At 69.9% G+C, this 12,781-nt stretch carries 11 protein-coding genes and 1 rRNA gene; 10 read left to right on the top strand and 2 right to left on the bottom strand.

The features are described from left to right. Nucleotides 1–103 precede the first annotated feature (103 nt). From eccD to K6I34_RS03285, 6 genes are all read left to right on the top strand, one after another. Nucleotides 104–1,558, top strand: coding sequence for a type VII secretion integral membrane protein EccD (gene eccD / locus K6I34_RS03310; RefSeq protein WP_229322519.1), 1,455 nt, complete (start codon nucleotides 104–106; stop codon nucleotides 1,556–1,558). 274 nt (nucleotides 1,559–1,832) lie between these two features. Then, complete coding sequence (rpsO, locus tag K6I34_RS03305) at nucleotides 1,833–2,120, top strand: 30S ribosomal protein S15 (protein WP_225664194.1); 288 nt, start codon at nucleotides 1,833–1,835, stop codon at nucleotides 2,118–2,120. A 269-nt stretch (nucleotides 2,121–2,389) separates the two neighbouring features. Then, nucleotides 2,390–4,606 carry a polyribonucleotide nucleotidyltransferase gene (locus tag K6I34_RS03300; protein ID WP_229322542.1) on the top strand — a complete coding sequence of 739 codons (2,217 nt, stop codon included), beginning with the start codon at nucleotides 2,390–2,392 and terminating at the stop codon, nucleotides 4,604–4,606. Further along, on the top strand, nucleotides 4,603–5,982 hold the full coding sequence (locus K6I34_RS03295; RefSeq protein WP_229322518.1) for a pitrilysin family protein: 1,380 nt from the start codon (nucleotides 4,603–4,605) through the stop codon (nucleotides 5,980–5,982). Before K6I34_RS03300 ends, K6I34_RS03295 begins: the two co-directional genes overlap by 4 nt. A gap of 58 nt (nucleotides 5,983–6,040) precedes the next feature. Next, complete coding sequence (gene dapB / locus K6I34_RS03290) at nucleotides 6,041–6,793, top strand: 4-hydroxy-tetrahydrodipicolinate reductase (protein WP_229322517.1); 753 nt, start codon at nucleotides 6,041–6,043, stop codon at nucleotides 6,791–6,793. 4 nt (nucleotides 6,794–6,797) lie between these two features. Further along, entirely contained in the window at nucleotides 6,798–7,256 is a 459-nt protein-coding gene (locus K6I34_RS03285) for a hypothetical protein (RefSeq protein WP_229322516.1), read from the top strand. A gap of 282 nt (nucleotides 7,257–7,538) precedes the next feature. On the opposite strand, the gene K6I34_RS03280 is transcribed toward K6I34_RS03285, so the two are convergent. Together K6I34_RS03280 and K6I34_RS03275 are read right to left on the bottom strand one after the other, a co-directional pair. Then, nucleotides 7,539–7,796, bottom strand: a complete 258-nt coding sequence (locus tag K6I34_RS03280) for a hypothetical protein (RefSeq protein ID WP_229322515.1) — start codon at nucleotides 7,794–7,796, stop codon at nucleotides 7,539–7,541. 91 nt (nucleotides 7,797–7,887) lie between these two features. Next, nucleotides 7,888–8,133, bottom strand: a complete 246-nt coding sequence (locus K6I34_RS03275; RefSeq protein ID WP_229322514.1) for a hypothetical protein — start codon at nucleotides 8,131–8,133, stop codon at nucleotides 7,888–7,890. A 206-nt stretch (nucleotides 8,134–8,339) separates the two neighbouring features. Between K6I34_RS03275 and thyX the strand changes: the two genes are divergently transcribed. From thyX to K6I34_RS03255, 4 genes are all read left to right on the top strand, one after another. Continuing rightward, nucleotides 8,340–9,080, top strand: coding sequence for an FAD-dependent thymidylate synthase (gene thyX / locus K6I34_RS03270; protein WP_229322513.1), 741 nt, complete (start codon nucleotides 8,340–8,342; stop codon nucleotides 9,078–9,080). A gap of 279 nt (nucleotides 9,081–9,359) precedes the next feature. Further along, the gene (gene dapA, locus K6I34_RS03265; RefSeq protein ID WP_229322512.1) at nucleotides 9,360–10,259 is read left to right on the top strand and encodes a 4-hydroxy-tetrahydrodipicolinate synthase; all 900 of its coding nucleotides are present in this window, start codon (nucleotides 9,360–9,362) and stop codon (nucleotides 10,257–10,259) included. A gap of 155 nt (nucleotides 10,260–10,414) precedes the next feature. Further along, nucleotides 10,415–12,100 (top strand): ribonuclease J, encoded by a 1,686-nt coding sequence (locus K6I34_RS03260; protein WP_229322511.1) that lies wholly within the window; start codon nucleotides 10,415–10,417, stop codon nucleotides 12,098–12,100. Nucleotides 12,101–12,664: 564 nt separating this feature from the next. Next, nucleotides 12,665–12,781 (top strand): 16S ribosomal RNA (locus K6I34_RS03255); the annotation flags it as partial.

Genomic DNA, 12,781 nt, shown 5'->3' with positions numbered 1-12,781 from the left:
ACAGTGAACGGGGACGGCGGCTCCGCCGGTCGACCCGCACCCACACGCGTCGACCCGCGCCGACGCGCGCGACACGACCACAGCGAACCAGGGGGCCCCACAGGTGAGCAGTACGTCCGCAGCGACCGGCTTCTGCAGGGTGACGGTCGTCGCGCCCGACAGCCGGATCGATGTCGCCCTCCCGGACGACATCGCCGTCGCCGACGTCTACCCGGAGATCCTGCGCCTCACCGGCCAGACCCAGCCCGTCGGCACGCCCACCGGCTACCACCTCGTACGCCGCGACGGCACCGTCCTCGACGGCGCCCGCACGCTCGCGGCCCACCGCGTGCTCGACGGGGAGCTGCTCTCGCTGCGCCCCTTCGCCGAGTCGCTGCCGCCCGCCGTCCACGACGACGTCACCGACGCCGTGGCCGACGCCGTCACCCGCGACCGCGCCCTGTGGGACGACGGGCTCCTGCGCATGGCCGGCCTCTTCGGCGGCCCGCTGCTGCTCGCCCTGATGGGCCTCGCCCTGTGGTTCGCCGACCCGGTCCGGCACGACATGAGCGGCGTTCCCGGCGCCGTCGCCGCGGCCGTCGGCGTCCTGCTGACCGCCCTCGCGGCCGTACGGGCCCGGGTCTACGACGACCGCGGCTCCGCCGTGGCCCTCGGGCTCGCCGCCCTGCCCCACCTGATGATCGCCGGGTCCGGCATCGTCGCCCCGGGCGCGGGGGAGAGCGCCGGACGCCTGCAGTTCCTGCTCGGCTGCGCGGCCGTCCTCGTCGCCTCCGCCGTCCTGGTCGCCGCCGTGCCCACCGGCGACGCCCCCTTCGTCGCCGCCGTCACGGCGGCCGCCACCGGCACCCTCGCCGCCTTCGGCACGATCCTCGCCGACACGGCCCCCACCGGCGCCGCGGCCGTCTGCGCCGTCCTCGCCATCGGCGCCATCGCCTTCCTGCCGGGCCTCTCCGCCCGCGTGGCCAGGCTCCCCATCGGCTACGCGGCGCCCCGCTCCGCCACGGGGGCCGACCCGGACGCCTCCGCCGCGGGCCGGGCCGACGACCCCATAGACGCCGAGCGGATCGCTGCCCGCGTCCGCCGCGGCCACGAGCTGCTGCTCGGCCTCGTCGGCGGCTGCGCGGCCGTCGTCACCGTCGCCTCCGCCGTCCTCGCCTTCTCCGACGACGGTCGGCCCTGGGCGCGCCTCCTCGCCCTCGTCGCCGGGCTCACGATGCTGCTGCGCGCGCGGCTCTTCCGCTACACCGCGCAGGTCACGACCGTCCTCGGCGCCGGTCTCGCCGCCCTGGCCCTGCTCGTCCTCGGGATGGCCGTGAACACGCCCGCCGCGGCGGCGGGCGGCTCGCAGGACATCCGCACGCTCTGGCTCGCCGCCGCCGTCACCGTCGGCGGGGGGCTGCTCACCGCGGTCGCGCTGATCGTTCCCCGCAAGGGTCTTTCACCCTTTTGGGGGCGTGCGTCGGATATCGCGGAGAGTGCGTTGCTGTTGGCGCTGGTGCCGCTGTGTCTCGCGGTGCTCGACATGTACGGGACAGCCCGCGGGCTGTCGGCCGGCTGAGCGTGCTCGTCGCGCCCATCGGGGTGCCTCTGCGCTCCGCGCGCGGCCGCGGGTCCGCCGTGGCTGGTCGCGCAGTTCCCCGCGCCCCTGACCGGGGCCCTGCCCCGGGCTGGTACTGTGGGCAGCGGCCGTTTGTGTACGCGCCTCCGGAAACGCCTCTCTCGGCTTCTGGGGACAGCGCCCAGCGGACCCCGCCTCCCGAGTAACGGAAGCTCCCCTGAGACACAGACCAGGGGCACTCGGTGGCCAAAACGAGTATTTCGAAGGAGTACGCGTGTCGCTCGACGCCGCTACGAAGAAGCAGATCATGGCCGAGTTCGCCACCAAGGAGGGCGACACCGGCTCCCCCGAGGTCCAGGTCGCGCTGCTCACCCGCCGCATCTCGGACCTGACCGAGCACCTCAAGCAGCACAAGCACGACCACCACTCCCGCCGTGGTCTGCTGCTGCTGGTCGGCCAGCGCCGCCGCCTGCTGCAGTACCTGGCCAAGAAGGACATCACGCGCTTCCGCGCCCTGGTCGAGCGCCTCGGCATCCGCCGCGGTGCCGCGGGCGCCAAGTAAGACGTCGTGAAGGGGAGCGGTTCCCACACCGGGGGGCCGCTCCCTTTGCGTATCTCATGGGACGCCGAAGCTTTGTAATCTGGTGTCCACGACGGAGTAACAACACAACAGCATGAGGAGGCGCGCCCCGCTCGCCGCCGGTCCTCGGTAGTGGCCCCCGGATCAGGGACATCCGGGTGCTTCGATCGAAGACCGGCCAGCCGACGCGCACCTCCGCCCACCGTCCCCACGCCATACGGGCAAGGGACGCGGACGAGGAGATATCCCTGGTGGAGAACGAGACCCACTACGCCGAGGCCGTTATCGACAACGGCGCCTTCGGCACCCGCACGATTCGCTTCGAGACGGGCCGCCTGGCCCGCCAGGCCGCCGGTTCCGCCGTGGCCTACCTGGACGACGACACCATGGTGCTGTCGGCCACCACCGCTTCCAAGAAGCCCAAGGACCAGCTCGACTTCTTCCCCCTCACGGTGGACGTCGAGGAGCGGATGTACGCGGCCGGCAAGATCCCCGGCTCGTTCTTCCGCCGTGAGGGCCGTCCCTCCGAGGACGCCATCCTCACCTGCCGCCTGATCGACCGCCCGCTGCGCCCGTCCTTCGCCAAGGGCCTGCGCAACGAGATCCAGGTCGTCGAGACGGTCATGGCGCTCAACCCCGACCACCTGTACGACGTGGTCGCCATCAACGCCGCCTCCTGCTCCACGCAGCTCGCGGGCCTGCCCTTCTCCGGCCCCATCGGTGGTACCCGCGTCGCCCTGATCAAGGGCCAGTGGGTGGCCTTCCCGACGCACACCGAGCTCGAGGACGCCGTCTTCGACATGGTCGTCGCCGGTCGCGTCCTGGAGGACGGCGACGTCGCGATCATGATGGTCGAGGCCGAGGCCACCGAGAAGACCATCCAGATGGTCGCCGACGGTGCCGAGGCCCCCACCGAGGAGGTCGTCGCCGCCGGTCTCGAGGCCGCGAAGCCCTTCATCAAGGTCCTGTGCCGCGCCCAGGCCGAGCTGGCCTCCAAGGCCGCCAAGCCGGTCGGCGAGTTCCCGATCTACCTGGACTACCAGGACGACGTCCTCGCCGCCCTGACCAAGGCCGTCCGTGACGAGCTCGCCCAGGCGCTGACCATCGCGGGCAAGCAGGAGCGCGAGGCCGAGCTCGACCGCGTCAAGGAGCTCGCCGCCGAGAAGCTCCTCCCGGAGTTCGAGGGCCGCGAGAAGGAGATCTCCGCCGCGTACCGCTCCCTGACCAAGGCCCTGGTCCGTGAGCGCGTCATCAAGGAGAAGAAGCGCATCGACGGCCGTGGCGTGACGGACATCCGTACGCTCGCCGCCGAGGTCGAGGCCATCCCGCGCGTGCACGGCTCGGCGCTGTTCGAGCGTGGCGAGACCCAGATCCTGGGCGTCACCACCCTCAACATGCTCCGCATGGAGCAGCAGCTGGACACCCTCTCCCCGGTGACCCGCAAGCGCTACATGCACAACTACAACTTCCCGCCGTACTCCACCGGTGAGACGGGCCGCGTCGGCTCCCCGAAGCGTCGCGAGATCGGCCACGGCGCCCTGGCCGAGCGCGCGCTCGTGCCGGTGCTGCCGACGCGCGAGGAGTTCCCCTACGCGATCCGCCAGGTGTCCGAGGCCCTCGGCTCCAACGGTTCGACGTCCATGGGCTCGGTCTGCGCCTCCACCATGTCGCTGCTGAACGCCGGTGTGCCGCTGAAGGCCCCGGTCGCCGGTATCGCCATGGGCCTGATCTCCCAGGAGATCGACGGCGAGACCCACTACGTCACCCTCACCGACATCCTCGGTGCGGAGGACGCCTTCGGTGACATGGACTTCAAGGTCGCCGGCACGAAGGACTTCGTGACCGCCCTCCAGCTCGACACCAAGCTGGACGGCATCCCGGCCTCCGTCCTGGGCGCGGCCCTCAAGCAGGCCCGCGACGCCCGCCTGCACATCCTCGATGTGATGATGGAGGCCATCGACCGTCCGGACGAGATGTCCCCGCACGCCCCGCGGATCATCACCGTCAAGATCCCGGTGGACAAGATCGGTGAGGTCATCGGCCCCAAGGGCAAGATGATCAACCAGATCCAGGAGGACACCGGCGCCGAGATCACGATCGAGGACGACGGCACCATCTACATCGGTGCCGCCGACGGCCCCTCCGCCGAGGCCGCCCGCGCCACGATCAACGGCATCGCCAACCCGACCATGCCGGAGGTCGGCGAGCGCTACCTGGGCACGGTCGTCAAGACCACCACCTTCGGTGCGTTCGTCTCCCTGATGCCGGGCAAGGACGGCCTGCTGCACATCTCGCAGATCCGCAAGCTCGCCGGTGGCAAGCGCGTGGAGAACGTCGAGGACGTGCTCGGCGTCGGCACCAAGGTCCAGGTCGAGATCGCCGAGATCGACCAGCGCGGCAAGCTCTCCCTGATCCCGGTCATCGAGGGTGAAGACGGCGACGACGCTAAGGACGAGTCCGCCAAGTGACATTCCGTGTCGCACGGAAGACGGCCCGCACCTCCTCGGAGGGGCGGGCCGTCGCCCGTACCCAAACGCTTCTCAAGGGCGAGAACGGCATCGGCACGGTCCGCCGCACCACCCTGCCCGGTGGGCTGCGCATCGTCACCGAGACCCTGCCGTCCGTCCGCTCCGCGACCTTCGGCATCTGGGCGCACGTGGGCTCCCGGGACGAGACCCCGGCGCTGAACGGCGCCACGCACTACCTGGAGCACCTGCTCTTCAAGGGCACCGCCGAGCGCAGCGCGCTGGACATCTCCGCCGCGATCGACGCGGTCGGCGGCGAGATGAACGCGTTCACGGCGAAGGAGTACACCTGCTACTACGCGCGTGTGCTCGACACCGACCTGCCGCTGGCCATCGACGTCGTCTGCGACATGCTCACGGGCTCCCTCATCGACGCGGCGGACGTGGACGCCGAGCGCGGGGTGATCCTCGAAGAGATCGCCATGACCGAGGACGACCCCGGTGACTGCGTGCACGACCTGTTCGCGCACACCATGCTCGGCGACACGCCGCTGGGCCGCCCGGTCCTCGGCACCGTCGACACCATCAACGCCCTCGGCCGCGACCAGATCGCCCGCTTCTACAAGAAGCACTACGACCCGACGCACCTGGTCGTGGCCGCCGCGGGCAACGTCGACCACGCCAAGGTCGTCCGCCAGGTGCGGGCCGCCTTCGAGAAGGCCGGCGCCCTGGGCCGTACGGACGCCGTGCCGGTCGCCCCGCGCTCCGGCAGCCGCGCGATCCGCACCGCGGGCCAGGTGGAGCTGCTGAACCGCAAGACCGAGCAGGCACACGTCGTCCTCGGCATGCCGGGCCTGGCCCGCACCGACGAACGCCGCTGGGCGCTCGGCGTGCTCAACACCGCCCTCGGCGGCGGCATGAGCTCGCGGCTCTTCCAGGAGGTCCGGGAGAAGCGCGGCCTGGCCTACTCGGTCTACTCCTACACCTCGGGCTTCGCCGACTGCGGCCTCTTCGGCGTCTACGCGGGCTGCCGCCCGAGCCAGGTCCACGACGTGCTGCGGATCTGCCGCGACGAGCTGGACAAGGTCGCCGCGGAGGGCCTGACGGAGGAGGAGATCACCCGCGCCGTCGGCCAGCTCTCCGGCTCCACGGTCCTGGGCCTGGAGGACACGGGCGCGCTGATGAACCGCATCGGCAAGAGCGAGCTGTGCTGGGGCGAGCAGATGTCCGTCACCGACATGCTGACCCGCATCGCCGCCGTCACCCCGGACGACATCCGCGCGGTGGCCCGCGATGTACTGGGACAGCGTCCTTCGCTGTCCGTGATCGGCCCGCTGAAGGACAAGCAGGCGGCCAAGCTCGACGAAGTCGTGGCCTGAAGCAGTCCCGAGGCCTGAGAGACGCCCGAGAGAAGCCCGAGAGAAGGAAGCACCAAGCATGAGCAAGCTGCGTGTGGCGGTCATCGGCGCCCACGGCCGGATCGGCTCCGAGGCCGTACGGGCCGTGGAGGCCGCCGAGGACATGGAACTGGTGGCCGCGCTGGGCCGGGGCGACGAGCTGAAGACCCTGACCGAGGCGGGCGCCCAGGTCGCGGTCGAGCTGACCCACCCCGACTCGGTGATGGACAACCTCGAGTTCTGCATCGCCAACGGCATCCACGGTGTGGTCGGCACGACCGGCTGGACCGAGGACCGCCTCGCGCGGCTGAGCGGCTGGCTCGACGCCAAGCCGGGCACCGGTGTGCTCATCGCGCCGAACTTCTCCATCGGCGCCGTGCTCACCATGGCCTTCGCCCGTCAGGCGGCCCGCTTCTTCGAGTCCGTCGAGGTCGTCGAGCTGCACCACCCGAACAAGGCGGACGCCCCCTCCGGCACCGCCACCCGCACGGCCCAGCTCATCGCCGAGGCCCGCCGGGAAGCGGGCTGCGCCCCGCAGCCCGACGCCACGACGACGGCCCTTCCGGGCGCGCGCGGCGCGGACGTCGACGGGGTGCCGGTGCACGCCGTACGACTGCGCGGCCTGCTGGCTCACCAGGAGGTGCTGTTCGGCGACACCGGCGAGACGCTGACGATCCGGCACGACTCCCTGCACCACAGCTGCTTCATGCCGGGCATCCTGCTGGGCGCCCGCCGCGTGGTGGACACCCCCGGGCTGACGTTCGGCCTGGAGCACTTCCTGGACCTGGGCTGACACCGTGCGCGCAAAGATCGTCTATTTCGCCCTGGCCGCCGTCCTGGTCGTCTACTTCGTCCTGGTCGGCAGCCGGGGAGTCCTGCTCATCGAGCAGGGCACGGTCGTCACGGTGACCTTCGGGGCGGCGGTGCTGGTCCTGCCGTTCATCGGTGCCTGGTTCCTGTACAAGACCACCAAGTTCGCGCGCGACGCCAACCGGCTGGCGCGGGAACTGGAGGCCGAGGGCGGCCTCCCCGTGGACGAACTGGTCCGCACACCGAGCGGCCGCGTCGACCGCGACTCGGCCGACGAGGTCTTCACCCGCCGCAAGGCGGAGACCGAGGCGGCCCCGGACGACTGGCGCACCTGGTTCCGCCTCGCGGTCGCCTACCACGATGCCCGCGACACACCACGCGCCCGCAAGGCGATGCAGCGCGCTATCGCGCTGCACGACGGCCGCCCGGTGCGGGTGGACGCGTAGCGCCGCCGCTGTCGGCAGCACGGCTGCGCTGCGCTGTCCTCAAACGCCGGACGGGCTGAATCTTCCGCACGTGGGTGCGCAGGCCCAGCCCGTCCGGCGTTTGCGTGCGATGACGGGATGCGCCCCGTCAGGGGCGCGGGGAACTGCGCGACCAGCCACGACGCAACCCGCAGTCGCGCGCTCAGCGTAAGAGGCACTTCGGCAGGCGCACACACCGCCGGGGTGCAGCTGAAGAAGAACGGGACCCGGGGCGAAGCCCCGGCGCAGGATCACGCGGCGGGATCAGCCGCGCAACACCGCACGGATCCCGCCACGTACCAACCGCACCGCCCCCGTGACCACTGCGACGGCGACCAGCACACAGACCCCGGCTATCGCCCAGGACCCCGCCACGGCGATGATCAGCGCGGCGAAGAGCAGATACGCGGCGAGCAGCAGCAACAGCGCGGAGCCGCCGACCTGCCGTCCGGTGGGACGGTCCTCGGAAGAGGCGGAGGCGGACGAGGACGCAGACGCGGTGGTCAGGAAGGGCAGCGGCATTGGGCGAGGTTATCCCGACGCCGGACGCCTTACGGACATGAGGGCATGAGAAAGGGCCGACCGCACAGCGGCGGTCGGCCCCCGGGGAGCGTCAGCGGCCGTCCTTCGCCTCGGACTGCTGCGTGTGGTGCGTGCTCTGCGCGCCCGCCTGGAGCGAGGGCATCCCGAACAGCAGTGCCCCCACGAGCCCCGCCGTCACCGTCAGCCCCACGAGCACACGGCCGGCTATCTGCGAGCGGCTCGCGCGGTCGCGGGGCGGCGGAGTGACGTTGCTCCGGTAACGCTCGGACTCGGCGACAAACGCGAACGGCACGGGCTCCCGCCGGCGGCGAAACATGAAGCGCTCTCCTAGAACCTCGAGGTGTGCTGTCACACATAAGGACGTTCGAATCAGGGCTATGGTGCCCGTTTCCTGGTACTTCTGTGAAAAATCTCAACCGGTGCTCCCGTATTCCCGGCGCTCCCGCTCTGTCTGCGGCCGACTGTCAGTGGGGGCCCGTAGGCTGGGCGCGCCCCAGAACGCCAGTTGGAAGGACCCCGTCGGTGACCGACAGCCCCACCGAGTACGCCAAGCCCACGTTCCGCAGTGACGTGACCGTGGAGCTGGTGAAGCACAGCGCCGCCGACACCGACGTGCTGTGGGCGGCCCGCGTCTCCACCGCCGGTGAGCAGTCCCTGGAAGAGATCACGAAGGACCCCGAGCGCTCCAAGGGGCTCATCAACTACCTGATGCGCGACCGCCACGGCAGCCCCTTCGAGCACAACTCGATGACCTTCTTCATCAGTGCCCCGATCTTCGTCTTCCGCGAGTTCATGCGGCACCGCGTGGGCTGGTCGTACAACGAGGAGTCCGGCCGCTACCGCGAGCTGGAGCCGGTCTTCTACGTGCCCGGCGCGGACCGCAAGCTGGTCCAGGAGGGCCGCCCCGGCAAGTACGTCTTCGTCGAGGGCACCGAGGAGCAGCATGCGCTGACCTCCCGCGTGATGGAGGAGACCTACCGCGAGGCCTACGAGGCGTACCAGGAGATGCTCGCCGCGGGTGTCGCCCGTGAGGTCGCCCGCTCCGTGCTGCCCGTCGGCCTCTTCTCCTCCATGTACGCCACGTGCAACGCCCGCTCGCTGATGCACTTCCTCGGCCTGCGCACCCAGCACGAGCTGGCGGCCGTCCCCTCCTTCCCGCAGCGCGAGATCGAGATGGTCGGCGAGAAGATGGAGGCGGAGTGGGCCAAGCTCATGCCGCTCACCCACGCCGCCTTCAACAAGAACGGTCGCGTCGCGCCGTAGCGCGCCGCCGCACCGCGGCTCCACCGCCGCACGGGGGAGCGGCGGGGACGCAGCGTTACGGGTGACACGGGGAGCAGCCGAGTGGATCACGGGAGGGGGGCGTACCGCCGGTTCTACGCGCCAGTAGGCAAGGTGTCCGTATTGCGGCTTTTCGTTACCTTCATCTAGGCTGAATAAACGGACCCGGTACTGCTTGAACCCCCGAGCAGGCAGTACCGGGATCCCTTTGGCACTCCCCGAGGGAGCACCTCACGGTGAGCAACGAGTAGCGTGGCCCCCATGGCTCCGACCTCCACACCGCAGACGCCCTTCGGGCGGGTGCTGACCGCCATGGTCACGCCCTTCACCGCAGACGGCGCCCTTGATCTCGACGGTGCCCAGCGACTCGCTGCGCATCTGGTCGACGCCGGGAACGACGGCATCGTCGTCAACGGCACCACTGGCGAGTCCCCGACCACCAGTGACGCGGAGAAAGCACAGCTCGTACGTGCCGTGGTCGAAGCGGTCGGCGACCGCGCCCACGTCATCGCCGGAGCCGGCACCAACGACACCCACCACAGCGTCGAGCTCGCCCGCGCCGCACAGGCGGCGGGCGCCCACGGCCTGCTGGTCGTCACTCCGTACTACAGCAAGCCCCCGCAGGAGGGCATCCTCCGGCACCACACCGCGATCGCGGACGCCACCGAGCTCCCGGTGATGCTCTACGACATCCCCGGCCGCAGCGGTGTCCCGCTGGAGACCGAGACCATCGTCCGGCTCGCGGAGCACCCCAGGATCGTCGCCAACAAGGACGCCAAGGGCGACCTCGGCAGCGCGAGCTGGGCCATGGCCCGCTCGGGCCTCGCCTGGTACTCCGGCGACGACATGCTCAACCTGCCGCTGCTGTCGGTCGGAGCCGTCGGCTTCGTCTCGGTCGTCGGCCACGTGGTGACCCCCGAGCTGCGCGCCCTGCTCGCCGCGCACCTCGACGGCGACGTCGCCAAGGCCGCGGCCGTTCACCGGCAGCTGCTCCCGGTCTACACCGGCATGTTCCGCACCCAGGGCGTCATGACCACCAAGGCCGCTCTCGCCCTGCTGGGCCTGCCCGGCGGCCCGCTGCGGCTGCCGCTGGTCGGGCTCTCCCCGGAGGAGACGGACCAGCTGAAGCGCGACCTCGTGGCGGGCGGAGTACACCTCTGAGCGCCCCCGGGGCCCACGGCGCGTGACAGGCGCCACAGACTTCACAACTGAATACAGACTTCACAAGTGAATACCGACGACAACTGCAAGTGCACGATTGTCACGCGCGCCATGTGCCCCGAGGGGCATGTGGCGCGCGTGGTGAGGAGAGTCTTTTGAGCCACCCGCATCCTGAACTCGGTCCGCCGCCGGCCCTTCCCGAGGGCGGCCTGCGCGTCACGCCCCTCGGCGGCCTCGGCGAGATCGGCCGCAACATGACCGTCTTCGAATACGGCGGCCGTCTGCTGATCGTCGACTGCGGAGTGCTCTTCCCTGAGGAGGAGCAGCCCGGAATCGACCTGATTCTGCCTGACTTCAGCTCGATCCGTGACCGTCTCGACGACATCGACGGCATCGTGCTCACGCACGGCCACGAGGACCACATCGGCGGCGTCCCGTACCTCCTTCGTGAGAAGCCGGACATCCCGCTGATCGGCTCCAAGCTGACCCTCGCCCTGATCGAGGCCAAGCTCCAGGAGCACCGCATCCGCCCCTACACCCTCGAGGTCGCCGAGGGCGACCGCGAGCGTCTGGGCCCCTTCGACTGCGAGTTCATCGCGGTCAACCACTCCATCCCGGACGCCCTGGCCGTCGCCATCCGCACCCCCGCGGGCATGGCCGTGCATACCGGTGACTTCAAGATGGACCAGCTCCCGCTGGACCGCCGCCTCACCGACCTGCCCGCCTTCGCGCGGCTCGGCGAGGAGGGCATCGACCTGCTGCTGGTGGACTCCACCAACGCCGAGGTGCCCGGCTTCGTCCCGCCGGAGCGGGACATCTCCAATGTGCTGCGCCAGGTCTTCGCGGGCGCCCAGAAGCGCATCATCGTGGCCAGCTTCGCCAGCCACGTCCACCGCATCCAGCAGATCCTGGACGCCGCGCACGAGTACGGCCGCCGGGTCGCCTTCGTCGGCCGCTCCATGGTCCGCAACATGGGCATCGCCCGTGACCTGGGCTACCTCCAGGTCCCGGCCGGTCTCGTCGTGGACGTCAAGACGCTGGACGACCTGCCGGACGAGGAGGTCGTGCTGGTCTGCACCGGCTCCCAGGGCGAGCCGATGGCCGCGCTGTCCCGGATGGCCAACCGCGACCACCAGATCCGGATCGTCCAGGGCGACACGGTCATCCTGGCCTCGTCCCTGATCCCGGGCAACGAGAACGCGGTCTACCGCGTGATCAACGGTCTGACCCGGTGGGGCGCCAACGTCGTGCACAAGGGCAACGCCAAGGTGCACGTCTCGGGCCACGCCTCCGCGGGCGAGCTGTTGTACTTCTACAACATCTGCAAGCCCAGGAACCTGATGCCGGTCCACGGCGAGTGGCGCCACCTGCGGGCCAACGCCGAGCTCGGCGCGCTGACGGGCGTGCCGAAGAACCACATCGTGATCGCCGAGGACGGCGTCGTGGTGGACCTGGTGGACGGCGTCGCGAAGATCGTCGGCAAGGTGCAGGCCGGCTATGTGTACGTCGACGGCCTGTCGGTCGGCGATGTCACCGACGCCTCCCTCAAGGACCGCCGCATCCTCGGGGACGAGGGCATCATCTCCGTCTTCCTCGTCGTCGACTCGACGACGGGCAAGCTGGTGGGCGGTCCTCAGATCCACGCCCGCGGCTCGGGCATCGAGGACTCGATGTTCGCCGCGGTGAGCCCGAAGATCGAGGAGGCCATCGCCAGGTCCGCCTCCGACGGTGTGCTGGAGCCCCACCAGGTCCAGCAGCTCGTCCGCCGGACCGTGGGCAAGTGGGTGTCCGACACCTACCGCCGCCGCCCGATGATCCTCCCCGTGGTCGTCGAGGTCTGACGCGGCATCAGCCGTTTGGGCGGCCGCCCCGGAGCCGATTTGCGTCCGGGTGCGGCCGTCCAGTACGTTTACGGCTCCACCGCAGCGGAACCCCCCGAACGCCATTGGCGTGAAGGAACGTTCCAAAGCGGCAGGGAAATCCGACTCGGAGAGATCTGATAAAGTCGGTGAGGCCGGAAAGCGAAAGCGAGAAGGCCAAAACCCCGCTCCAACAGGGGGCCGGAAAAGTGATTCGGACCGGAAACGGAACGGAAAACGGATCTGGTAAGGTTGGAAACACGAAAGGCCGAAAGGCCGAAGGGAAGCGCCCGGAGGAAAGCCCGCGAGGGTGAGTACAAAGGAAGCGTCCGTTCCTTGAGAACTCAACAGCGTGCCAAAAGTCAACGCCAGACTATAAAATACCCCGTCTCCGGTTCGTAAGATCCGGGACGCGGTTCCTTTGAAAGTCCTGCCGAGTCCTTCTCGGACTGGGTAGGCAAACACAGCGAGGACGCTGTGAACGGTTGGGCTTATTCCGCCCGACTGTTCCGCTCAACGCGAGTGTCACCCGATTACGGGTAAGCATTCACGGAGAGTTTGATCCTGGCTCAGGACGAACGCTGGCGGCGTGCTTAACACATGCAAGTCGAACGATGAAGCCCTTCGGGGTGGATTAGTGGCGAACGGGTGAGTAACACGTGG

The organism is Streptomyces sp. UNOC14_S4 (genome assembly GCF_020740835.1).
Taxonomy (GTDB): domain Bacteria; phylum Actinomycetota; class Actinomycetes; order Streptomycetales; family Streptomycetaceae; genus Streptomyces.
Note: the sequence above shows the minus strand (reverse complement) of the source record. Positions and strands in the feature narration are given on the sequence as shown.